Source organism: Deinococcus aetherius, from assembly GCF_025997855.1.
In the GTDB taxonomy this organism is placed as follows: domain Bacteria; phylum Deinococcota; class Deinococci; order Deinococcales; family Deinococcaceae; genus Deinococcus; species Deinococcus aetherius.
This window is the reverse complement of sequence record NZ_AP026560.1, coordinates 2937501-2960078: the sequence shown is the minus strand read 5'-3', so window position 1 is coordinate 2960078 and position 22578 is coordinate 2937501. Positions and strand designations below refer to the sequence as shown.

The window sequence follows — 22578 nt, the reverse complement described above, 5'->3', positions numbered from 1 at the left end:
GGTAACGTATCCCATGCGCTTCATCGGCCTCGACCTCGCCTGGTCTGTCCGCAACCCCACGGGCGGCGCCGTCATCGAAGGGGACGTGTCGGGTGGGTCCTTGCTGGAGACGGCCCTCCTCTCCGACGACGCGAGTGTCCTCGCCTTCGTCGAGAGTCATGCGGGGGACGGCCCGGCCATCGTCGCCATCGACGCGCCGCTCACCGTGCCCAACGTGACCGGGCGCCGTCCCGCCGAGGCGGAGGTCGGAGCCGTATTCGGCCGCTTCCAGGTGGCGGCGCATCCCACGAACCGGACCCGGCTGGCCGATGCGGCGGGCGTCGTTCGGGGGGAAGCGCTGACACAGGCGCTTACGGCGCGCGGCTTCACCCATGATCCCCGCATCCCTGCCGGGCAACCCCTCCGCCGCGTGGTCGAGGTCTACCCTCACCCGGCGACGGTCGCGCTGTTCGGGCTGGGCCGCACCCTGAAGTACAAGAACAAGGGGCAGGCGCGCGAGGTGCTGGACGCCGCGTGGGTCGCCCTCCACGGCCACCTCGCCGCACTGGAACGGGCTGACCCGCCGCTGATGGGCCTCGGCGCCCACCTTTCCGTCAACCCCGCCGCCCTGCGCGGTCGCGCCCTCAAGGACCACGAGGACCGCACCGACGCCATCCTCTGCGCCTATATCGCCCTGTACGCCCACCGCTGGGGCCTGGAGCGGAGCGAGGTGCTGGGCACCCTGGAGGGCGGGTACATCCTCACGCCGACCCTGCCGGAGAGGTGGAGCGCAGCCAGGGCCCAGGCGGTGACCGCATGACTCTCCCCGACGGCGCCTTCGAGCCGGGCTCCCGCGCCGGGTGGCGGGCATGGCTTGACGCTCACCATGAGACGGAAAAGGGCGTGTGGCTCGTGCTGCGCAAGAAGTCGGCGGGCCCGGTGAACCTCAGCGCAGCCGAGGCGGTGGAGGAGGCCCTGTGCTTCGGCTGGATCGACAGCACGGGGCGCAAACTCGACGGGGCGCGCTCCATGCTCTACCTCGCGCCCCGCAGGCCCCGGAGCGGTTGGAGCGCGGTGAACAAGGCCCGGATCGAGCGGATGCAGGCGGCGGGCCAGATGACCCCGGCGGGTCAGGCGAAGATCGACGCGGCGATTCTGGATGGCTCGTGGACCCTCCTAGACTCGGTGGACGCGCTGGAGGTGCCGCCCGACCTGGAGACGGCGCTGATGGAGGAGACGGGCGCGCGGGAGAGGTGGGACGCCTTTCCCCGCAGCGCGAAACGGGGCATCCTGGAGTGGATCACGCAGGCCAAGACTTCCGCCACCCGCGAGAAACGGGTGCGCGAGACGGCGACCCTGGCGGCGCGGGGCGAGCGGGCGAACCAGTGGCGCCGGGGGGCAGGGTGACCGCCGAGGAGATCATCCGCCTGCTGGGGTTGGAGCCGCACCCCGAGGGCGGGCACTACGTCCAGATTCACTCGGACGCGCGGGAGATGGACGGGCGGCCTGTCTGCACCTCCATCTACTTCCTGCTGCGGGCGGGCGAGGTCTCGCACTGGCACCGGGTGGACGCGACCGAGGTCTGGTGCCATCACGCGGGGGCGGCGGTGGAACTGTCGATGTGGGAGGGAGGAGCGGTTCGCCGCCTGCGCCTGGGGTCCGATCTCGCGGGCGGCGAGCGTCCTCAGGGCGTCGTGCCTGCTTACGTCTGGCAGAGCGCGCGTTCCCTGGGCGAGTGGAGCCTGGTGGGCTGTGTGGTGGCCCCGGGGTTCCGGTTCGGCAGCTTCAAGTTGGCCCCACCCGGCTGGGTGCCGCCCGGTTGAGGCGTCCGCTGCGTCACCTCTCCCTTAACCGCCTCTGAATCTGATGGGCGGCTTACCCTCGACTCGCTAGATTGGTCCGCATGGAATACCGCAACCTCGGCAAGAGCGGCCTCAAGGTCTCGGAGGTCTCTCTCGGCGGCTGGGTCACCTTCGGGCAGACCGTCAACGACCAGAGCATGGTGCGCGAGATCGTCATGAAGGCCTACGAGGAGGGCGTGAACTTCTTCGACCAGGCCGACGTGTACGCGCGTGGCAAGTCCGAGGAGTTGATGGGCGCCGTGCTGCGCGAGTTGCCCCGCCACACCCTCGTGATCTCCTCCAAGGTCTTCTGGCCAATGAGCGACGACGTGAATGACCGGGGCCTCTCGCGCAAGCACATCCTGGAGAGCATCGACGGGAGCCTCAGGCGCCTGGGCACCGACTACCTCGACATCTACTTCGCCCACCGCTACGACGAGACGGTCCCGATGGAGGAGATCGTCATGGCCTTCGATCAGGTCGTTCGCTCGGGCCGCGCGATGTACTGGGGCACGTCGATGTGGCCTGCCGCCCGCATCGCCCAGGCGGTCGAGTTCGCCAGGGCGCACGGCCTCCACGCTCCCGTCACCGAGCAGCCCGAGTACTCCATGCTGCGGCGCGACCGGGTGGAGAAGGAAATCCTGCCCTACACCGAAGAGGCGGGCGTCGGCCTCGTCGTGTGGAGCCCGCTGGCGATGGGCCTCTTGACCGGCAAGTACGATCAGGGCCGTCCCGAGGGTGCCCGCCTCAGCGACAACGAGAACTGGGGCAAAAACTTCCTGACTGAGGAGAATATCCAGAAGGTGCGCGACCTGAAGCCCGTCGCCGACGGCCTGGGGGTCACCCGCGCGCAACTCGCCCTCGCCTGGATTCTGCGGCAGAAGGGCGTGAGCAGCGTCATCACCGGGGCCACCCGGGTCGAGCAGATCGAGGAGACCGTGAAGGGGGCGGGCGTCAGGCTCGACGCGGATGTGCTGGGCCGGATCGACGACATCCTGACGCGCTGAGGCGGGAAGGAAACGGGGCAGGGGGTGGGGGAGGAGTCCGGCCCTCTGCTTAATCTGATTTGCCTCCAGTGAGACGAGACGTGATCACCAGCCGCCACGTTCACAGCCATGTCGTTCCCCGGTACTCGGCGGCACGGTCCTCCGCGTCCCTCCGCTTCGAGGACCCGGACTACCCGGCGCACTACGCGGGCCCGTCCGCCGTTCGGCACCTCGACGAGAACATGGGGAGGCGTTAGCGAACGCCCTCCGGCGCGAGTACGGGAGGCTGGAGCCGTCATGAGGGGGTGACCGAGGCCGCATCTTCCCGTGGGGAGGTTCAAGACCTTCCTTATCCTTTGGCCTTTCTTTGCAACCTTAGACGCACGCCGTGACCTGTCCGCGCCTCTATCCTGACCGGATGGCGGCTATCGAAACGCGGGAGTTGCGCAAGGAGTACCGGGGGCGGGCGGTCGTGGACGGCCTGAGCCTCACGGTGGGGGAGGGGGAGGTCTTCGGCTTCCTGGGACCGAATGGGGCGGGCAAGAGCACCACCGTCAAGATGCTCCTCGGCCTCGTCCACCCCTCGGGCGGGGAGGTGCGGGTGCTGGGCGGGCGGCCCTCCGACCCGGCGGTGCGGGCCCGCCTGGGCTTCCTGCCCGAGCAGTTCCGCTTTCAGACCTGGATGACCGCCGAGGAGTTCCTGCGCTTCCACGGGCGGCTGGCGGGTCTGAGGGCGGACGAGACCCGCGCCCGCGTGCCGCAGGTCCTCGAAACCGTAGGACTCGGCGGGCGCGGCGGTGAGGCTATGAGCGGCTACTCCAAGGGGATGCTCCAGCGCGCAGGCCTGGCGGCGGCGATCCTGGCCCGGCCCCGCCTCGTCTTTCTGGACGAGCCGACCTCAGCGCTCGACCCCATCGGCCGCGTCGAGGTGCGGGAGATCATCGAGCGGCTGAAGGCCGAGGGCGTGGCGGTGTTCCTGAACTCGCACCTGCTGTCGGAGGTCGAGCAGGTGTGCGACCGGGTGGCGTTCGTCAAGGCCGGTCGGGTGCTGCGTCAGGGCACCATGCGAGAACTGATGGGAGGCGTTCTCCCGGTGGACCTGCGGGTAGACCACCTCTCGCCCGGCCTGCTCGCCGTGCTGGGGCAGATCGGCGAGGTGCGGCACACCGACACCAACACCCCGGGCCGCGCCGCCGTGGAGTTGTGGCTGGAGCGCGAGGAGAGCCTGCCCGCCCTCGCCGACGCCGTTCACGCCCACCGCGCCCGGCTGTACGCCCTGAGCCCCCGCCGCCCGGACCTCGAAACCATGTTTCTCGAACTCATCGAGGACACGCCGGAGGCCGCGCGCACCGTCCGCACCCCGGAGGTGGCCCGTGCGTAACGCCCTCCTCCTCGCCGAACTCAGCCTGCGCGAGGCGGTTCGCAAGCGGCTGGTCATCGTGCTGCTGCTGCTCACCGCCGCCTTCCTGGGCTTCTACCTGTACGGCGTCGTGCGGCTGGAGCAAACCCTCGACCAGCGGGCGCTCGACGCGGGGCTCGACGGGCGCAGCGTGAACGGGGCGGCGAACGCACCCGTCATGTACGCGACCATCTTCGGGATGTATCTCGTGTACTTCCTGGGGACGCTGATGGCGGTGCTCTCCACCGTCGGCGCCGTGAGCGGGGACGTGGAGAGCGGGGTGATGCAGAGCGTGATCGCGCGGCCGATCAGCCGGGCGCAGCTCGTCCTCGGGCGCTGGCTGGGCTTCACGGTGGTCAACGTGGGGTACGTCGCGCTGATCAGCGTCGCGCTGCTGGGGGGCATCCGGCTGATCACAGGGTTCGTGCCGCCCGCCCCGGTGCCCGCCGTCTTGCTCATCCTGCTCGCCATCGCGCTGACGACCGCGCTGACGGTGCTCGGCAGCACGCTCTTCACCACGCTCGCCAATGGGATTGGCGTCTTCGTGCTGTACGGGGTGGGATTCGCGGGGGGCATCATGGGCAGCATCGCCTCCTTCGCGGACAGCCCCACCCTGACCACCCTCAGCCGCCTCGCCAATATCCTGATGCCCACCAACGCCCTGTGGTTGGGGGCGACCTATCACCTCCAGCCCGAGGTGCTGCTGAGCTTCGCCAACGCGGCGCGTGGGGCCAACCCCTTTTTCAGCACCGAACCCATCGCGGCGAACCTGCTGGGCTGGGCCCTCGTCCTGACCGTGCTCGCCGTCGCCACCGCGATGTGGCACTTCAGTCGCCGCGATCTCTGACCCGTCAGCGGTCCGCCTCCTCGGGGGGGAGGGGCACCGCGCGCCAGTCGGCCTCGGCGGTGTCGTCGTTGCCCTGGGCGCCCGGTCCCGCCGTGTCGTGGCAGGTAAAGCTCATCAGGGGCCAGGTGACGCGGCCCTCTCGCAAATTCATGACGTACACCCCATGTTCGGCCGCGCCGGGAGCACGGCTGGTGGCCGTCTGGTACCGCACCTCCAGCCGCTCTCCCGGGCCCACCTCGGGGAGGCTCGACTCCGTGACGACGCCCTCGAAGGCTCGTCCCGGATCGTGAACGTCGCCGCGCCACGCGCCACGCAGTTCGATCACCGCGTTCGTGAAGCTCCAGTTCTCCTGAGTCATGCCCCAGGGAAGCTCAGGGCCCGGTGAAGGGGATGTGATTCCTCAAGCTCTCCTAGACACGGAGGGGGCCCGCGACGGGTGTATCGCGGGCCCCTCCAAGCGTGCGCTCCGGGTCAGAGGTCCAGGGGGTCGGGCATCTCGGAGGCGGCCCGGCCCTCCTCCTCGCGGTGCTTGTTGATGAACCCCTTCTCACGGGCCGGGAGGTTGCCCTGGCTGGCGGTCGAGTCGCCGAGGTCGGGCCGCTCGTCGCTGTGCTGCACGGTGGGGTCGTGGGTCGTGGGGACGCTGGGGTCACGGTCGGTCATACGGGTCTCCTGGGGGCGGGGCATGGCGTCGGGGATGGTGGGCTCGGTGCCCCGGGCGGTGGTGATGACGACCCGGGGGCTCGATTCCGGGGCAGACGGCCGAGCGACGGGGAGCAGATCAGCCGAGTCCTCCGGGTGGGGCTCGCCGCCCTCCGCGTGGTCCCCGCCCAGCTCGCGCATCAGGCGTTCGCGGGCGCCGATCTCGTCGTCGACGCGGCGGATGTCGTCGCGGATGCCCTGGAGGATGCCCACGTCGGCCCCCGCGTGGTACGAGCGGCCCAGCCGGGCATACAGCAGGTCGAGTTCGCGGGTGAGCTGGAACACCTCCAGGCGCAGCCGCGCGATCTGCGCGACCTCCTCGCCCCGGCGCTGCACCCGCCCGGCTCCCCGGCGCACGCTGTTCAGGATGTTGTCCAGCATGGCGTGATTTTCTCCCCCCCTCCCGGAAGGCGGGTGAGGGGGCCCTTAAAGAACCGCCACACCCTTCACCGTCGGCGCGCCACCGGCTCCCGCTCCACCGGCTCGGCGAGCAGGTGCGCGAGCGCGAGGGGAATCGCCGCGTCCCAGCCCTGCGGGTGGCAGGCGGCGGGGTAGGGGACAGGGGGACCGTTCTCCCGGGGAAAGCCCGCGAACAGTTCGCTGAGGCGGTGATCGGGCGCCCAGCGCGCCGCGTCGAACAGCGCCCGGGTGACCTGAAAGGCCTCGGCGTGCAGGCCGTAGCGGGCCATTCCAAGCGCCGCGACCGCCGTGTCGTGGGGCCACACGCTGCCGTTGTGGTAGGAGACCGGGTTGTAGCGTATTTCCTTCACCCCCAGCGTGCGGATGCCCCAGCCGCTCCACAGCTCGTCCCCCAGCGCCGTGCGGGCGACCTGCTCGGCAAACTCGGGGGGGATAATCCCGGTCCAGAGGGTGTGCGCCGGGTTCGAGACGAGGACGCGCAGGGGCCGCTTGTCCCCGTTCAGCCCGTGGACGTAGTAGCCGCGCTCGGGCCACCAGAAGGTGCGCTGGAAGGTCTCGCGCAGGGTCTGGGCCCGCCCCTCCCACTCCGTCGCGCGTTCCAGTTCCCCGAGCAGGCGGTACATCCGGGCGGCGGCGAGATAGGCGGCGTAGGCGTAGCCCTGCACCTCGATCACGGCGACGTGGCCGCTCACATCCACCCCGCCTTCGGTGAAGGTGGAGTCGCCGCTGTCCTTCCACACGGCGTTCGTGATGCCGTGGGGGTCGGGGGTGTACTCGATCAGGCCGTCGCCGTCCGGGTCGCCCAGGGTGGTCAGCCACTCCAGCGCCGCCTCCCAGTTGGGGCGCAACTCGCGGGCGAGGTCGGGCCGCTGGCGGCTGAGTTCGCCCACCAGCCAGACGAAGAGGGGCGTGGCGTCGGCGGTCGCGTAGTACGGGCGGTGAGGGGTGTGGCCCAGCCGGGTGAGTTCGCCCACCCGCTCCTCGTGCATGATCTTGCCGGGCTCCTCCAGCGTGACGGGGTCGTGTCTCTTCCCCTGCCGCGCGGCGAGGAAGCGGGCGACCGTCACGGCGAGTTCGGGGCGGTGTTCGTGCACCAGCAGAGCGATGATCAGGCTGTCGCGGCCAAAGGGGGCGACGAACCACGGCAGTCCCGCCGCCGGGAAGGGGCCGAACTCGGTGTGGAAACTCAGGCTCCGCAGGTCCTGCACGCTCCGTTCCACGATTTGCGCGTCGCGGGGATCGGGCAGCGTCACGGGCGGACGTAGGGCCGCGTACTCCCGGGCGAGGGCGTCCGGGTCACCGGGGGTGGGCTCCTCGTCCCCCTGGAGGGGGAAGACGCTGACCTTGACCTCGGTGTCCTCGCTGATCTCCCAGGCGAGCGCCTGACCGTCCCAGGTGGGCGACGGGCTGGCCTGCACGAGCGTCCGGCAGCGCAGGCCGTCCCCGGCGGTGTAGCTGAACTCCACCCCGTCGGGAAGGGCACGCGTCTCCACCTCCCGGGGGCCTATGCCCTTGGGCCAGCCCCGCACCTCGAACATGTCGAGGAAGTCGGCGCCGAGTTCGAGGGTCAGGCGGTGGGCGCCGGGCTCGTAGAGGGTGACGCGCAGCCCGTCGCGCAGCTCGGTCCCGGTGACGGTGAGGTCGCGGGTGAGGCCGACGCGCATGGTGTAGCCCACGTCGGCGTTCGCGGCCTGCTCGTGGAGCCAGAAGGGCCACCGTTCGTGGAGGACGAGGTGTTGCGGGGGCTGGCCGTCCAGCCGCCAGGCGTAGCGGGACAGGAAGCGGGTGTCGCGGCGGTACAGGCCGCCCTCCTCGCCGACGGCCTGATAGTGGCGGTTGCCGACGAGGTAGAGGTCGTTTTCCTTGAGGACGGTGCGGGTGCTCAGCATAGGGGTCTTTCTGGTTGAGGCGGGCGGGTGTGGCTCATCCCTTGACGGCGCTGTCGGCCCCGGTGTCCACGAAGTAACGCTGGAAGATCACGAAGATGATGATGACCGGGATGGCGCTGAGGATGGCGCCCGCCAGGATCAGCCCGTAGTCGCCCTGCCCGCCGTACAGTTGTCGGAAGTTCGACAGGCCGACCGTCAGGGTGAAGTTGGTGTTCTCGCGCAGGATGATCAGCGGCCAGAAGAAGTCGTTCCACGCCCCCTGGAACTGGGTGATCGACAGCGCGATCAGGGCCGGGCCCGCCTGCGGCAGCATCACCCGCCAGAAGGTCGTGAAGGGCCCCGCCCCGTCGATGCTCGCGGACTCCTCCAGCTCGCGCGGCATCCCCTCGAAAAACTGCTTCATCAGGAACACGCCGCCCGCCGCGACGAGGCCGTTGAACCACAGGCCCCAGATGTTGAGCAGGTTCAGGTCCTTGAGCAGCACGTAGTTGCTGATCAGGTTGACCTGTGGAGGCACCATCTGGGCGAACAGCACCGCCCCGATGAAGACCAGGTTCTTGCCGGGAAAGTTCAGCCGGGCGAGCGCGTACCCGGCGAGCGAGCAGAACACGACGGCGGCGATCACCCGCAGGAAGGCGTACAGGAACGAGTTGAGCACCCACTTCAGGAACAGGCTGTTCCCCGTCGCCGGGTTGGTCGTCTCGTTGAAGGCGCGCCGGTAGTTGTTGAAGGTGTAGCCCAGGACGCCCGGGGTAACGTTGCGGTACGCCAGCGAGCGCCCGAAGTTCTGGCGGTCGGAGGGCGGCAGCGTGCTGCTCTCCAGGCTCTGCCCACGCTGCACGTCCACCTGAAGCGGCGTGCGCTCGAAGGTCGGCCCGCGCAGGTAGTAGCGCCCGCCGTTTTCCACGAGTTCGACGGGCTGGTACTGGTTGAGGTTGAACTGCACCGCCTGCGCCTCCGGGGTGTCGAGCGTGACCGGCACGACCTGCCCGTTCTCCAGCCGGGCGCTGAGGGTGTCGGTGGGGGCGGTGAGCTGCCCGGTCACCACTCGGCCGGTCTGCCGGGTCAGCGCCGGGTAGCGCACGGTGATGCGGTAGGAACGCGTCTCGCCGACGCTGCCCGTAGGGGTGACCTGCACCTGCGCGAAGTCGCGCGCCTGCGCGTAGCGGGCGATGCTCACCAGGCTGACGGGCTGGTACGGAAAGAGCGCGACCGTCGGCGGGGCCTGCGGGGCGCCCTGCGGCGAGCGCACCGACACGTCGAAGTTCACCGTGCGGCCCGGAGAGAGCCCCCCGTTCCAGCCGTCGCCCCCGCCCTGCACGCCGAGGTTATAGGCGGCGCCGATGTACCGGGCGCTGAGCTGCGGAATCGCCAGCCGGGGCGGGTACTCGTTGGGGTCGTCCTTCATGGAACTGAGTAAGCCCATCAGGAACGGCCCCAGGAAAAAGAGGCTCATGACGAGCATAAAGGCGTAGAGCCAACCGGCCCGGGCCCAGCGGCGGCGGGCCAGCCAGCGGTCGTCCGCCCGGGCGGCGGGGGCCGGGGCATTGGGCGCCTGCAAAACGGTCATAGAGCCCTCCCGCGCGTTCCCGGGGGCATCAGCGCACCTCCGAGGGGAAGAAGCGGCGCTGGACGAAGACCATCACCAGGATGATCAGCGCCAGGATGATCGCCGCCGCCGCCGCGAGGTTGACGGGCGCGGCCCCGGCCTTGAAGGTGTTGGTGTAGACGTAGTACGCCAGGGTGATCAGGGTGTCCTGCGGCGCCGCCGAGCCGATCACCGCCACCTGGTCGAACATCTGCATCGTGCCGATGAGTCCCACCGTCACCACGTAAAAGGTCACCGGGCGCAGGTTGGGCACCGTCACGTTCATCAGCTTCTGGAACGGCGTGGCCCCGTCGATGTCGGCGGCCTCGTACAGCGCGCCGGGGATGTTCTGGAGCCCTGCCAGGAAGAACAGCATCAGCGTGGGCACGGTGGTGAAGGTGTTCTGGATGATGACGACGAGCAGCGGAATGCTCAGCACCCGCGCCCCGCCCAGCGTGATCCACTTGTCGGCGAAATACTGGTAGTCGAAGGGCGGCACCTCGCGCACGCCCGTCACCCCGGCCCACACCAGCCCCGCCGTCACCGCCAGGGACGAGAGCGCGCTCACCACCGCCAGCGCCGGGTCGGTCCAGCGCGCGGGCAGGCCGCTGCGGCGCTCCAGCAGCACCTGGATCACCTGCGCGACCACCAGCCCGACCAGAAAGGTGAGGACCAGCGGCTGGTACGCCTGCCACTGGGTGATCAGGTAGTTGGCGATGCCGCGCTGCTGGAAGAGCCACAGGAAGATCAGGGTGATCACCACGGAGCTGGTGATCGACGGCATGTACCACGCCGAGCGGAAAAAGGCCATCCCGCGCAGCTTGTTGTTCAGCGCGACGGCCATCAGCAGGGCGAAGATGGTCTGGAGCGTCGTGGTGACGACGGCGAAGATCAGACTGTTCGCCAGCGCCCGCTGGAAGGAGGGGTCGTCCACGACCTGCGTGTAGGGCCGCACGCCGATGAGGCTGGGGTTGTTGAAGAGGTTGAAGTCGGTGAAGGAGTAGTAGATCGCCCGCGCGAAGGCGTAAAAGAAAAAGACCGCCGTGGAGATCAGGAACGGCGCGAGAAACAGGTAGGCGGTCGCGGTGGACTGGCCCCTTCGGAACATAGAACCCTCCCGGTGGAGACGGGGGCCCAGGCGCGCGGCCCGGGCCCCCCGCGACGCCCTCAGCGGCTCTGGAAGGTGGTCATGTCCGCCTGCGCCTTTTTCAGCGCGTCGGCGGCGCTGCGCTGCCCGCTCAGCACCGAGGCGAGCGCCTCGTTGATGGGCTTGGCCCAGTCGGTACCCTTGGGCCCGAAGGTGAAGGCCCGGACGTTCCCGTCGTCGGCCCCCTGGAAGACCAGCCTCGCGTTCTGGGCGCCGGGATCGGTCTTCTTGAAGTAGGCGCTGCTTTGCAGCGAGGTGCGGCTGGGAATGGCGAGGCCCTGCTGGAGCACGTACTCTTGCACCTGCGGGCTCGTCAGGATGTTCAGCACCTTGACGGCGGCCGCCTTGTTCTTGGTGCCCGAGTTGATCGCCCAGCCCACGGTGTACAGGAAGTTGCCGCGCTCGCCGGTCTTGTTGTTCTTGGGCATCAGGGCGGTGCCGAACTTCAGGTTGGGGGCGTTGTCGCGCAGGAAATTCACGATCCAGCCGCCCTCGATGGCGACCGCAACCTTGCCGGTCTTCAGGCAGCCGCCGCCCCAGTCGGTCGAGAGCTCGCTGGGCTGCACGCCCACCTTGTCCTTCGCCAGCCCGGTGTAGAAATTAAAGGCCTCGGCGAAGCGCGGGTCGGCGAGGTTGGTCTTGCCGTTCGCGCCGAACTGCTGCCAGCCGGTCGCGTAGGCGAAGGCGCCGAAGCGGTCGAAGGTCGGGGCCAGGCACAGGCCGTAGTACTCGCTGCCGAGTTTTTGCTTGACGTTCCGCAGCTTGGTCGCCAGGCTCGTCCAGGTGTCGTTGTTGTTGGGGTACGCCACGCCCGCCTCGTCGAAGAGGTCCTTGTTGTACACGACCGTCAGGGTGTTGAAGTCCTTGGCGACGGCGTAGAGTTTGCCGTTCCGCGTGAAGGCGGTGTTCAGGCTCTTGATGAAGGGGGTGGTGCTCACGACACCGTTCAGCGGCAGAATTTTCCCGGTGGCGACGAAGCCGTCGAGCGTCTCGGCGGGGAGATACATCACGTCCCCGGCGTTTCCCGCCGCGAGCAGGGTGGTCAGCGCCTGGTTGTAGTCGCCCTGAAGAGGCTGGTACACCACGGTGACGCCGTCCTTCGCCATCTGGGGCTTCACGAAGCGGTTGATGAGGTCGTTCACCAGGGTCTGGTCGGTGCCGCCGTAACCGTTGATCTTGACGGTCTTGGAGGCGGTCTGAGCGCCAGCGGGAGTGACGAGCAGGGCGAGGCCGAGGCTGAGTCCGAGAACGTTCTTCATGGGTTCCCTCCGGGGGATCGCGCGGCCGTCACATGTGAGACGGTCGCGCCGGGAATGAGCTGCACGGGAATGAATTCGCCACGGGGCGGCTGCCCCGAGGTGGCCTCCTGCATGAGAGACAGGGCGGTGCGGGCGAGGCGGGGGATGTCCTGCGCGACGGTGGTGAGGGGCACGGGCAGCGGCAGCTCGGGCAGGCCGTCGAAGCCCACCACGGACACGTCGCCCGGCACCCGCAGCCCCAGGTCCTCCAGGGCGGCCACGGCCCCGACGGCGCTCTCGTCGCTCTGGGCAAAGCAGGCGGTGAAGCGCGCACCCCCCTCCCAGGCCCGGCGCAGGGCGCGGTAGCCGCTCAGCACCGTGAAGTCCGCCTCGATGGGGATCACCTCCGCCCCGGCCTCCCGGGCGGCGCGCAGGCAGCCCCGCTCCCGGTCCTGGGCGACCTGACTGGGACCCCGGCCCAGGTACGCGAGGCGGCGATGCCCCGCCCGGAGAAGCTGGGTGGTGGCGAGGTACCCCCCCCCCTCGTCGTCGGGGGCCACCCAGAACGAGCCGGGCTGGTGGCCGACGAGAACGGCGGGAACCCCGCGCCCCCGCAGCAGGCGCAGGCGGGGGTCGTCGTCCCCCTGGGCGTGAAGGACGAGCACGGCGCTGGGCAAGCGGGCCACGCCGCCCAGGTCGTCGCGCAGGTCCACGAGCTGCACCCCCAGGGGCGCGGTGTGCCCCTCCAGCGCCCGGCGCAGCAGGACGTGGTACGGGCTGAAGGTGAGGTCCTGGGCGGCGAGCGACAGCCCCAGGGTCTGCCCGGTGCGCCAGCTCAGGTGACGGGCGACCGGATCGGGCGCGTACCCCATCCGCCGCATCGTCTCCTGCACCCGCTCGCGGGTGGGCGCGGCCACGGTCGCGTGCCCGTTGAGCACGCGGCTGACCGTCCCCTTGCTCACCCCGCACGCCCGCGCGATGTCGTTGATGGTGGGCCTGACCAGATGACCGAGACTCACGACGCGCCACACCCCCTCCGTAACCGGTTCCAACAACGAGGAACGAGCAAGAGGGAGCCTGCCCCTCCGCCACTCGCGTTTGTAATCGGTTACAAGGTCATTGTGTGCTTTCCGGCCGCGCTGTCAAGTCCTCCGACCACGAAGGTCCCCGAGCCCGGGCAGGTTCCGATTGTTCGTCGCCGTCTTGCCCTTCCGTCCCCAGATGGGGCAGACTCGGGAGAACGTGAACGCAGCCGAGACGCGCGCCCTCCTCGCGGCGCTGAGAACGGCCCTGGCCCGGGGTCAGGGGGCCGCCCTCGCCACGGTGGTCGGGGTGCGGGGCAGCGCCTACCGCCGCGAGGGCACCCGGATGCTCGTGCTCGACGACGGGGTACAGGTCTGCATGCTCTCCGGCGGCTGCCTGGAGGCCGAGGTGGTGGAGGTGGCGCTGGAGGTCATTCGCACCGGCCAGCCCACCCTCACCCACTACGACCTCTCGGAGGACGCGACCTGGGGACTGGGAATCGGCTGCGGGGGCAGCGTGGACGTGCGGGTCGAAAGGGTGGACCCGGGCGATCCCGTGACCGCCGCCTGGCTGGGAGCGCTGGAGGAGGGCCGACCCGCCGCCCTCGCGGTGCCGCTGTCCGGGGAGGGGAGGGTGCTCGTCACCCCGGACGGGGAGGAGGTGGGCCACCTGACCGACCCCGCCCTGCACACCTTCGCTACCCTGGCCGCCCGCGAGCGGTTGGGCCTGCGTGAGCCGCGCGCCGTGACCCTCGCGGCCCCGGACGGCACCCCGGTCTTCCTCGACGTGAGCGTGCCGCCGCCCGAACTCGTGATCTACGGGGCGGGGCACGACGCGATCCCCCTCGCCACCCAGGCCCACGCGCTGGGGTACGACGTCCACGTCATCGACCCCCGCCCCGCGTACCTGACGCCGGGCCGCTTCCCGGGGGCAACGCTGCATCCCCTCGCCCCCGAGGACCTGTCCGCCTTCACCCCGGGGGAACGCGCCCACCTCATCGTGATGAACCACCACCTCGACCGCGACCGGGTGTGCCTAGCCCACGCTCTGCGCTCCGGGGCGCCGTACGTGGGTGTGCTGGGGCCCCGCTCCCGCGCGGAGGACCTGCTGCGGGCCCTGGAGGCGGAGGGCGCCCCCTTCACCCCGGAACAGCTCGCCCGGTTGCGCTCCCCAATTGGCCTGCGCCTGGGGGCCGAGGCGCCCGAGGAGGTCGCCCTGAGCATCTTGGGGGAGCTGATGGCATGGCGCCGGGGCTACGACGGCGGCTTCCTGAGCGGGCACGCGGGCCGCATCCACGACTCGGGCACGCACGCCCCCGCCCCGGCACACCTGGGGGCGTCGGTGGGGTCGGTGGCGGACTGAGCGGGAAGACGTTCCTTTGGCCTCACGTCAAACCCCCCGGTGACTGGTCTGATGGGGACACCATGACCACACCACAAAGCCCCGACTCGGCCTTCACGCCCACCTACGACCTCAGCGACGCCCACCCCGACGCGCCCGTCCTGACGCCGATCTTCCGGGCTTACGGGGGCCGCCCGCGTTTTCACGGCCTAGTGGTGACCGTGTGCGTGCAGGACGACAACACACTCGTGCGCGCGGTGCTGGAGGAACCGGGAGAGGGCCGCGTGCTCGTCGTGGACAACGGCGGTAGCCTGACCTGCGCGGTGGTGGGCGGGACGCTGGCAGAGATCGGGAGGCGGAGCGGCTGGGCGGGCGTGGTTGTGAACGGGTGCGTGCGCGACGTGGCCGAACTCGCCGCCTGCGACCTGGGCGTCCGGGCACTCGCCTCCCATCCCCGGCGGAGCGGCAAGCGTGATCTGGGGGAGCGGGACGTGCCCGTGACCTTTGCGGAAGTCACCTTCCACCCCGGCGACCACCTCTACGCCGACGAGGACGGCATGGTCGTCCTGCCTGCCGGGCGCTGAGCAGGAGCCCCCCGTTCGGCCCCGCCGCCCTATCCTGGGGACATGTCCCGCCGACCTTCCCCGCCCGCCTCACGCCTCGCCCGGCCCCTGTGGGTGGCGTTGGGCTTCGTGCTCACCGGGCTGGGCGTGCTGGGCCTGATCCTGCCGGGCTTTCCGGGGACGGTGTGGTTCGTGCTCGCGGCGGCCTGCTTCGCGCGGGGCAACCCGAAGTGGGAGGCGTGGCTGCTCTCCCGGCCCGTGGTCGGTGAACTGGTGCGCGACTACCGGGCGGGGCGGGGGATGCCCCTGCGGGCCAAGTGGATCGCCTGCACCTGCATCGCCGTGGCGGTGGGCTTCAGCCTGCCCCGTATTCCCGTCCTGGCCGGGCAGGTCGCGTGGGTGCTCGTGGGAGCGGCGGGCATCCTCTTCATCACCCTGCGCGTGCCGACGCGCCGACCTTGAGGACCCGTCCCGCCCTCCTGCTGGGGCTGGCCGCCGCGCTCGGGCTGGGCGCGCTGCTGACCCACGCCCTCGTCCAGCGCGGAGAGAGCCGCTACCCGCCGCGTGGTCGCGTCCTGAACCTCCCGGACGGCCCCACACACGTCATCGACGGCGGAGACCCCTCCGCACCCCCCACCGTCCTCATCCACGGGAGCGACGGGGTGGCGCTCGACTGGCCTGTCTCGCCGCTGTGGGACGAACTCGGGGGGCACGCGCGGCTGATCGCTCCCGACCGCCCGGGGCACGGCCACACCCCCGTCCGGCCGGGCTCGCCCGTCACGGTGGAGGTCAACGTGCGGCGTTTGAGCCAACTTCTCGACGCGCTCGCGGTACGTGAACCCGTCATCCTGCTCGGTCATTCCTACGGGGCGGCGGTGGCGCTCGCCTTCACCGTCGCCTACCCGGAGCGAGTACGCGGGCTGGTGCTCTTTTCCCCTACCGCCTTTCCGGTGCGCGGCCTGACCCGGCCCCTGGCGTACGTGCCGCTCGTGCCCGTGCTGGAAGCACTCCTCACGCGGGTGCTGCTGCTGCCCCTGGGCCGCCTCGTCGCCCGCATCGAGGGCACGCGCGCCTTTCACCCCCACCCCATCCCGCCCGACTGGCACGCGATGATGCTCGCCTTCTCACGCCGCCGGGCACAGGTCCACGCCCTCGCCTGGGAGAACCGCACCTTCGCCCGCGAACTCGCCCGGCTCGCCCCGCAGTACCCCCGGCTGGGCGTGCCCGCCACGATCATCGCCGGAGCGCACGACCGCCTCACGCCCGCGACCCTCCACGCGGTGCCGCTCGCCCGCGCCCTCCCGCGAGCGACCCTGCGCGTCCTGCCCGACGGGGGGCACCAGCTCCACTGGACTCACCCCGGCGAGATCGCCCGCGCCGTGCGGGAGACCGCTCCCCCGTGACCTAGACGCCGGGACACCCCGGATCACGTTCGGACCAGCCCCTTGCGTCCCGCGAATGTCACCCCTCTGGGAGGCCCGATGAACCTGACGGCATTGATCGTGGCCCTGATCGTTTGCCTGGGTTTGGCGACGTTGGGCAACGCCTTTGTGGGGCGCAGTCTGACCGAATGGTACGCGCATCTGCGTCAACCCCGGTGGGCCGTCCCCCTCTGGGCCTTCGTGCTGGTTGCCCTGGCGGTGTACACGGTCCAGGGCGTGATCATCTACCGCCTGGTGGCGCGGCAGCCGCCTGGTTGGGTGTGGGCGCTGACGGCACTCCTCATCACGATGCTCGGAAACGAGGTCTGGAACCTGGTTTTCTTCGGCCGACGCAGCACCCTCGCCGGATTTGTGGGCATCGTGCTGTTCTGTCTTCCTCTGGCCGCGACTTTGATTCTGCTGGAACGGGCTGACGGCTTCGCGGCAAGGTTGCTTGCCCCCTATGCGCTGTAGGTGCTCTACGACCTCGCCTGGACCTATAGCCTGTGGCGACTGAACTTGCGGTGAGTACATCCTGACAGGCCTGAACGGTGGACCCGTTCGCCCGCTGACTTGTCCGGCCCCTCCCACTGCTGAACCCCATTGGCTTCTGGTATCTGGCGAGGAGGGCGACATGGAAAGGGCGGCCGCACGGCGTCCCTTCGTCTCCTGCGTTCCTTTGGGGTCTTTCACCCGACGCTAGACTCCGCCCATGTTGGAAGGTGTCCTGAACCGTCTGGGCGAGTACGGCAACCCGGTGCCGCGCTTTACGGCGCCGCGCTGTCTGCTCGAACGCCAGGCGGTCGGCGGGTGCGACGCCTGTCACGCCACCTGCCCCCACGACGCCATCAGGCTCGGTCCTCTCGGCGACAGCATTCAGATCGACCCGGCTGCCTGCACGGGCTGCGGCCTGTGCGTCCAGGTCTGCCCCTCGGGCGCCCTGGAGTACGACCTCACCCCCACCCTCCAGAGCGTGCGCGACGCGGGTCAGGGGGGGGAAGCCACCCTCACCTGCTCGCAGAGCGGTGCGGGCGGCCCCACCCTGCCCTGCCTGGGCCGCGTGACCCCCGCCGTGGTCGCCGCCGCCGGGGCCTGGGGCACCCCGCTGACCCTGATCCACGGCGAGTGCGGGGCGTGCCCGGTCGGCGCCCCCGACGTGCCCGAGCGGGTGAGCCGGGTGGTCGAGGAGGCCGAGCACCTGCGCGAGGCGACGGGGCGGCCCACCGGGGCCACCGTGCGGCCCGCCACCCCGGAGGACCGCGACCGGGCGGTGCGCGTCTCGCGGCGCGGCGCCTTCGCCACCCTGCTGCGGGCGGGGCGGCAGGGGGTCGCCCAGGCCATCCCCGAGCGCCCCCTGCCCTTCGTGGACTGGAGCGTCCCGGGGGAGCGCACCCCCCAGGAGTGGCGCTGGCGGGCCCGCGCCCTCAAGCCCGACCCGGCCCCCGACGCCGCCGTGTTCTGGCCGGCCCCCCTGGTAGACGACTCCTGCATCGACTGCCCGGTGTGCTCGAACGTCTGCCCCACCGAGGCGATCACCCGCGAACTCAAGCCGGAAGGCGGCGTGCGGTTGCTGCTGAACCTGACCGCCTGCACGAGTTGCATGGCCTGCGTGCGCTCCTGCCCCCCCGACGCGATGCACCCCCAGGGCGAATGGCTCCCCGCCGCCTTCCACGCGCCCATCCTGATCCGGGAGAGCGACTCGGTGATGTAGAGGGTGGGCGAAAGAGAGGGTGTTTTGGGCGTTGGGGGGTGCTGGGGGGCGTTTGCGGTTCACCCCCTCTGCTGTGCAGCTCTGCGAGTCCCAGCCTCCCCCTCAAGGGGGAGGAGTTAAAAGCGCGAGAGCTTCTGCGCTGTTTAAAACGTCAATCCAGACGCCCCATGAGCAGCAGAGAGTGAACGCCCCTGGCCCACGACCACGTCGGCTCGCGCAGCGAGACGGTGGGCAAGTAGATGGGACTCAGCAAGATCAGACCTTGCGATCAGAAAAACACGACCACCGATGCTGTCCGTTAACCCTTGCCCAGCGCCGCGCCGCTCCCCCTGCCCCCTCTGGGGGTAGGGGGTTGGGGGGTGGGGGCAAACCGTGGCCAGACGCCCGGCCCCCCAATACCAACCCCCTGACCGTGACCCCTCTCCCCGCCCACCTCCCCCCGCCCGCCCTACACTGAGACGCGTGTTCCCCGCCCGCTCCCCCTACGCCCGCCTGGAGGCGTTCCTGCGGGACATCCTGGGCGGAGGAGCGGCTCTGCTCCACGAGGAGAAGGAAGCCCCCGCCCGCACCCTGAACACGGCGGCCCTCGGCTGGTCGGACGCGGTCGCGCGCGGCTTCGGCTTCCCCGAGGTCTTCAGCCACCAGGCCGAGACCTACCGCCTGATGCAAGGCGGCAAACACGTCATCGTCACGACCCCGACCGCCAGCGGCAAGACCGGCGCCTTCTTCCCGGCGGTCTTCGAGCGGTTGGAGCGCGACCTACAGGCGACGGCCCTCTTCGTCTACCCCCTCGTCGCCCTCGGGCAAGACCAGCGCGACAAGCTGGCGGCCTTCCAGACGCGCGGGGCTTTCGGCTGGGAGATCGGCGCCTTCCAGGGTACGGCCCAGCCGAACGAGGTCTTCCGCCCCGGCGTGCGGATGGTCACCGCCACCCCCGACAAGCTCCACTGGTCGCTGACCCAGCCACGCGTGCGCGAGTTTCTCTCCCGCCTGTCCTTCATCGTGCTCGACGAGGCGCACACGTACCGGGGCGGCTTCGGCAGCGAGGTCGCCGGGATGCTGCGCCGTCTGCTCGATCTCGCGCGGGCGCTGGGCGCGAACCCGCAGGTCGTCCTCTCCACCGCCACCATCGGCAACCCCGCCGAGTTCGCGCGGGAACTGGTCGGGGTGGACGCCGTGCAGGTGGGCGAGTCGGGCGCGGCGCGACACGGCAAACGCTACTACCTCGCCGACCACCGGGGGCAGCCCCGCCGCTTCTGGGACGCGGTGGTGAGCGCGAGCGTCACGCACAACCTCAAGGTGCTCGCCTTCTTCCGGGGCCGTTCGCGGGCCGCCCGCCTGTACTCCACCTACCGCGCTCAGCCCCTCTATCAACGGCACACCCACCTCTACATGGCCGGGACCTCCGACCGCGAGGGCCGCCTCACCGAGTTTCGCCGCGCGACCAGCGGGGTCATGTTCGCCACCAACGCGCTCGAAGCCGGGGTGGACATCGGCGACCTGGAAGTCGTCATCATCGACGGCTACCCCGGTTCTCGAATGGCCTTCCGGCAGATGGCGGGCCGGGCGGGACGCATTGCCCCCGGACTGGTCCTCTACCTCCCCGCGCTGAACGAGCAGGGCGTGCCGCAGCCCGTGGACGCCTTCTACTCCAACGCCGGGAACTTCCGCGAACTCGTGACGGGGCCCATCGAGAAGGCGGTGGTGGAGGCGAACAACCCCTACCTCTCGCCCCGGCACCGAGACCGCGCGAACGAGGAGTTCAAGGCGGCGGGCCTTCCGGCCGAGGTTCTGCCCGGTCCCAAATATTGGAATCTGCGCGGTGAGGGCAGCGCCAAGTTCGCCGTCGTGGAGGAGGCCGACTGGGAGACGAAGGGCCCGCGCGCCTTTGACACGCCGCTGGAGTCACCCAGCCAGCACTACGCCCTCACCGAGAAGCACGAGGGGGCGGTGTTCACTCTCGACGGGCAGGGGTACAAGGTCACCCGCTGGCAGGAGCACCCGGCGGGGACGGCGATCCTCGCCCAGCGGTTCGAGGCCTCCAACCTCTTCACACGCGGGCTGTACGCCATCGAGGTCAGTCCGACCCACATGGGCGAGTGGGTGCGGCGCGGGGCCCTGGCCTACCGTCACGGCGAGGTCACCATCCGCCGCCGCTACACCGGCTTCATGATGATGAGGCAGGTTTTCGAGCGCGTCTGCACCGGCTGCGACCGCGAGCCCGACCCCACCGAGCGGGTCTGCCGCGCCTGCGGAAGCCGCATCCAGGACCGGATGCAGGACCACAAGCTCTCCGAGCACCTCTACGACGAGCCCCTCGAACTCCCCCCCTTCCGCACCTCCGCCCTGGAGATCGGCGTGGACGCCCGTGCGACCGAGCATCCGACGGCGGTCGCCCACACCCTCAAGCACCTCCTGCAAAAGGTGACTCCCGAACGCGTGGCCTGCGACGAGAACGACCTCGCCGGGGCTTTCCGCGAGGGGCGCGACAACTACTTCTTCCTGTACGACGACTGGCTGGGCGGGCTGGGCGTGTCGCGCCGCGCCTTCGAGAACCTCGACGACCTCCTCGCCCGCGCCCTCGACCTCACCGCCAAGACGTGCTGCAAGGAGCCCCACGGCTGCTACGAGTGCATCGCCGTGAGCCGCTGCTACGCCCCCTTTTTGAGCAGCGGCGAGCGCAGGCCCACCGACAAGCACGCGACGCGGGCCTTCCTGCAAGACCTGCTGGGGGTGCAGCCTGCCTCTGAGCCGGAGCCCGACGCCATCACCCTCCCCGAGGTGCCCGCCCTGCCGCCCTCCTGGCCGCTCCAGGCGCGCGAACTCCTCGACCTCCAGGGCCTCAGCCTGCCCGAGGTCAGCGCCCGGCTCGGCATTCCCAGCCGTGAGATTCAGCGGGCCGTGAGCACCACCGACCCGCTGCGGGTACGCCACGCCAAGTTCGGGGAGGGGGTGCTGCTCCAGGGCTTCGGGCAGGGCGAACGTCGGGAGGTACTGGTCTACTTCCCCGGGGTCGGCCAGAAACGCCTGCTGCTGAGGTACGCGGGCCTGACCGTCATTGAGAAGCCCAGTGTCGTGGCTCGGGGATGAGCGGCGGTTGACCCCCTCGCGCGGGCACGGCTATACTCCACTGCGCCCGCCCTGCGGGTAAGCCGTTGGGGCATTGTGTAATGGCAGCACAGCAGTCTTTGGAACTGTTAGTCAAGGTTCGAATCCTTGTGCCCCAGCCAGCGAGGTGGGAAGAGGCGGAATCCGGTGTGGGTTCCGCCCCTTCTCTTTGTTCTCCGTGAGCCGCACTGCTGAGCCAGATGAAAATGGCGTCAGCCCTCCTCACGTCCAGTCAGGTGAGCTTCACCCGAAGTCAGGCGGGCGGGACTACGGTGAGTTCAGCCAAGCCGCCGAGCAGCATGAGCCGGGACTCTCCCGGCGCGTCGGCGGCCCTGACCGGAGGAATCCTCATGAAGAAGCCCGCCATCCTGACCGCTCTGACCGCCGCCCTGCTTCTTCCCCTCGCCGCGCCCGCCCAGGCCACGCCCCGGCTGAGCACCCAGAGCATCATCGTGAATCCCGTCCCCACCAGCCTCTCCGCGCAGGTGTGGGTGGACCGCGACCCCAGCGGGGCCCAGACCCCGAACTACCGGGTGGGCGAGCGCATCCGGCTCTTCACCCAGGTCAACGAGGACGCCTACGTCTATCTGTTCAACGTCAACCCCGACGGCAGCGTGGACCAGATTCTTCCCAACCGCCTGAGCGGCACCAACTTCGTCCGCAGGGGGGAAGTCCGCGCCTTCCCGGCGGCCGGGGACAACTTCACCTTCGACGTGGCCGGACCCTACGGCCAGAACAAGGTCCTCGTCGTCGCCAGCCGCCGCCCCCTGAACCTCTCGGAGATCAGCTCCTTCCAGGCGGGGCAACCCTTCGCCACCGTGAAGCCCACCGCCAACTCCCCCCAGCGCCTCGCCCAGGCCCTAAGCATCGTCGTCAACCCGGTCACGCCCACGCCTACCCCCACCACCCAGCCTGCCTTCTCCCAGCAGGACTGGGTGAGCGACACGGCCTTCTACAACGTGGCGTACTGAGGTCGGAGAGCGCCACGCCGACGGCCTCCAGAACAAGGCAAGAGGAAAAGGGACCCGGCTGAGTCTGGGTCCCCTCCCTTTTTCCGTCCCCCAATATCCCGCCCTACTCAGCGCGTGAGCACGTAGTACGCCCGCTTCCCCTGCCGGGCGAGGTCGGTCACGGCGTACCCCCGCCCCAGGTAGGTGCCGAGCACGTCGCGCAGAGCGTACCTCCAGGCCAGGCGGGCGGTCTCGGGAAGGAGGTCCGCGTGAATGGGGACTTCCGCGAGGAGGGTCGTGCCCGTCAGGTCAAGGTGAGGACGTCCCGGCCCCTCCCCCTCCGCCTCCAGCGCGGGCTCACCCTCGGGAGCGGGCACCGGGCGCTGCGTGTGCGGCCCCGTCAGTTCCCACTCGATCATCAGGCG

Annotated in this window: 23 protein-coding genes and 1 tRNA gene (1 of these 24 cut by a window edge); 16 read left to right on the top strand and 8 right to left on the bottom strand. The window is 70.2% G+C overall.

Features of this window, described 5'->3' with window-relative positions; all coding sequences use genetic code 11:
• The first annotated feature begins 13 nt into the window (after positions 1 to 13).
• The 7 genes from DAETH_RS15265 to DAETH_RS15235 all read left to right on the top strand — a co-directional run bounded on the left by DAETH_RS15265 (position 14) and on the right by DAETH_RS15235 (position 5052).
• Positions 14 to 799 (top strand): DUF429 domain-containing protein, encoded by a 786-nt coding sequence (locus DAETH_RS15265; protein WP_264775733.1) that lies wholly within the window; start codon positions 14 to 16, stop codon positions 797 to 799.
• The gene (locus DAETH_RS15260) at positions 796 to 1386 is read left to right on the top strand and encodes a YdeI/OmpD-associated family protein (RefSeq protein ID WP_264775732.1); all 591 of its coding nucleotides are present in this window, start codon (positions 796 to 798) and stop codon (positions 1384 to 1386) included. The genes DAETH_RS15265 and DAETH_RS15260 overlap by 4 nt, the downstream gene beginning before the upstream one ends.
• The gene (locus DAETH_RS15255) at positions 1383 to 1802 is read left to right on the top strand and encodes a cupin domain-containing protein (RefSeq protein WP_264775731.1); all 420 of its coding nucleotides are present in this window, start codon (positions 1383 to 1385) and stop codon (positions 1800 to 1802) included. The genes DAETH_RS15260 and DAETH_RS15255 overlap by 4 nt, the downstream gene beginning before the upstream one ends.
• Before the next feature lie 80 nt (positions 1803 to 1882).
• The gene (locus DAETH_RS15250; protein ID WP_264775730.1) at positions 1883 to 2827 is read left to right on the top strand and encodes an aldo/keto reductase family protein; all 945 of its coding nucleotides are present in this window, start codon (positions 1883 to 1885) and stop codon (positions 2825 to 2827) included.
• 80 nt (positions 2828 to 2907) lie between these two features.
• Positions 2908 to 3063 (top strand): hypothetical protein, encoded by a 156-nt coding sequence (locus DAETH_RS15245; protein WP_264775729.1) that lies wholly within the window; start codon positions 2908 to 2910, stop codon positions 3061 to 3063.
• Between the two features lie 161 nt (positions 3064 to 3224).
• Positions 3225 to 4187, top strand: coding sequence for an ABC transporter ATP-binding protein (locus DAETH_RS15240; protein WP_264775728.1), 963 nt, complete (start codon positions 3225 to 3227; stop codon positions 4185 to 4187).
• The gene (locus tag DAETH_RS15235) at positions 4180 to 5052 is read left to right on the top strand and encodes an ABC transporter permease subunit (RefSeq protein WP_264775727.1); all 873 of its coding nucleotides are present in this window, start codon (positions 4180 to 4182) and stop codon (positions 5050 to 5052) included. Before DAETH_RS15240 ends, DAETH_RS15235 begins: the two co-directional genes overlap by 8 nt.
• A 4-nt stretch (positions 5053 to 5056) precedes the next feature.
• Here DAETH_RS15235 and DAETH_RS15230 read toward each other — a convergent pair whose 3' ends face one another.
• The 7 genes from DAETH_RS15230 to DAETH_RS15200 form a co-directional block, all read right to left on the bottom strand.
• Entirely contained in the window at positions 5057 to 5410 is a 354-nt protein-coding gene (locus DAETH_RS15230) for a hypothetical protein (RefSeq protein ID WP_264775726.1), read from the bottom strand.
• 113 nt (positions 5411 to 5523) lie between these two features.
• Positions 5524 to 6135: a hypothetical protein gene (locus DAETH_RS15225; RefSeq protein ID WP_264775725.1), complete on the bottom strand. Its 612-nt coding sequence runs from the start codon at positions 6133 to 6135 to the stop codon at positions 5524 to 5526.
• Positions 6136 to 6200: 65 nt separating this feature from the next.
• Positions 6201 to 8063 carry an amylo-alpha-1,6-glucosidase gene (locus tag DAETH_RS15220; protein ID WP_264775724.1) on the bottom strand — a complete coding sequence of 621 codons (1863 nt, stop codon included), beginning with the start codon at positions 8061 to 8063 and terminating at the stop codon, positions 6201 to 6203.
• Between the two features lie 34 nt (positions 8064 to 8097).
• Positions 8098 to 9633, bottom strand: coding sequence for a carbohydrate ABC transporter permease (locus tag DAETH_RS15215; RefSeq protein WP_264775723.1), 1536 nt, complete (start codon positions 9631 to 9633; stop codon positions 8098 to 8100).
• Between the two features lie 28 nt (positions 9634 to 9661).
• Positions 9662 to 10759 carry a carbohydrate ABC transporter permease gene (locus DAETH_RS15210; RefSeq protein WP_264775722.1) on the bottom strand — a complete coding sequence of 366 codons (1098 nt, stop codon included), beginning with the start codon at positions 10757 to 10759 and terminating at the stop codon, positions 9662 to 9664.
• 59 nt (positions 10760 to 10818) lie between these two features.
• Positions 10819 to 12057 carry an ABC transporter substrate-binding protein gene (locus DAETH_RS15205; RefSeq protein ID WP_264775721.1) on the bottom strand — a complete coding sequence of 413 codons (1239 nt, stop codon included), beginning with the start codon at positions 12055 to 12057 and terminating at the stop codon, positions 10819 to 10821.
• Positions 12054 to 13055, bottom strand: coding sequence for a LacI family DNA-binding transcriptional regulator (locus DAETH_RS15200; protein WP_264775720.1), 1002 nt, complete (start codon positions 13053 to 13055; stop codon positions 12054 to 12056). Before DAETH_RS15200 ends, DAETH_RS15205 begins: the two co-directional genes overlap by 4 nt.
• Before the next feature lie 223 nt (positions 13056 to 13278).
• Here DAETH_RS15200 and DAETH_RS15195 point away from each other — a divergent pair, with 223 nt between their 5' ends.
• The 9 genes from DAETH_RS15195 (at position 13279) to DAETH_RS15155 (ending at position 22174) form a co-directional block, all read left to right on the top strand.
• The gene (locus tag DAETH_RS15195) at positions 13279 to 14421 is read left to right on the top strand and encodes an XdhC family protein (protein ID WP_264775719.1); all 1143 of its coding nucleotides are present in this window, start codon (positions 13279 to 13281) and stop codon (positions 14419 to 14421) included.
• Positions 14422 to 14483: 62 nt separating this feature from the next.
• Positions 14484 to 14984: a ribonuclease E activity regulator RraA gene (gene rraA / locus DAETH_RS15190; protein ID WP_264775718.1), complete on the top strand. Its 501-nt coding sequence runs from the start codon at positions 14484 to 14486 to the stop codon at positions 14982 to 14984.
• A gap of 42 nt (positions 14985 to 15026) precedes the next feature.
• On the top strand, positions 15027 to 15425 hold the full coding sequence (locus DAETH_RS15185) for a YbaN family protein (RefSeq protein ID WP_264775717.1): 399 nt from the start codon (positions 15027 to 15029) through the stop codon (positions 15423 to 15425).
• Complete coding sequence (locus DAETH_RS15180; protein WP_264775716.1) at positions 15422 to 16366, top strand: alpha/beta fold hydrolase; 945 nt, start codon at positions 15422 to 15424, stop codon at positions 16364 to 16366. Before DAETH_RS15185 ends, DAETH_RS15180 begins: the two co-directional genes overlap by 4 nt.
• 78 nt (positions 16367 to 16444) lie before the next feature.
• Entirely contained in the window at positions 16445 to 16858 is a 414-nt protein-coding gene (locus tag DAETH_RS15175) for a TspO/MBR family protein (protein ID WP_264775715.1), read from the top strand.
• 238 nt (positions 16859 to 17096) lie between these two features.
• Positions 17097 to 18095, top strand: a complete 999-nt coding sequence (locus tag DAETH_RS15170) for an ATP-binding protein (RefSeq protein WP_264775714.1) — start codon at positions 17097 to 17099, stop codon at positions 18093 to 18095.
• A gap of 462 nt (positions 18096 to 18557) precedes the next feature.
• Positions 18558 to 21185 carry a DEAD/DEAH box helicase gene (locus DAETH_RS15165; RefSeq protein WP_264775713.1) on the top strand — a complete coding sequence of 876 codons (2628 nt, stop codon included), beginning with the start codon at positions 18558 to 18560 and terminating at the stop codon, positions 21183 to 21185.
• A 66-nt stretch (positions 21186 to 21251) separates the two neighbouring features.
• Positions 21252 to 21325: transfer RNA gene (locus tag DAETH_RS15160), tRNA-Gln, on the top strand.
• 228 nt (positions 21326 to 21553) lie between these two features.
• Positions 21554 to 22174 carry a DUF4384 domain-containing protein gene (locus DAETH_RS15155; RefSeq protein WP_264775712.1) on the top strand — a complete coding sequence of 207 codons (621 nt, stop codon included), beginning with the start codon at positions 21554 to 21556 and terminating at the stop codon, positions 22172 to 22174.
• A 107-nt stretch (positions 22175 to 22281) separates the two neighbouring features.
• Here the strand turns inward: DAETH_RS15155 and DAETH_RS15150 are convergent, their stop codons facing one another.
• Positions 22282 to 22578, bottom strand: the end of a protein-coding gene (locus DAETH_RS15150) for an acyl-CoA acyltransferase (RefSeq protein WP_264777445.1). It continues 432 nt past the right edge of the window; the window shows 297 of its 729 coding nt (coding positions 433–729); the start codon falls outside the window, past its right edge — the gene reads right to left on this strand; its stop codon occupies positions 22282 to 22284.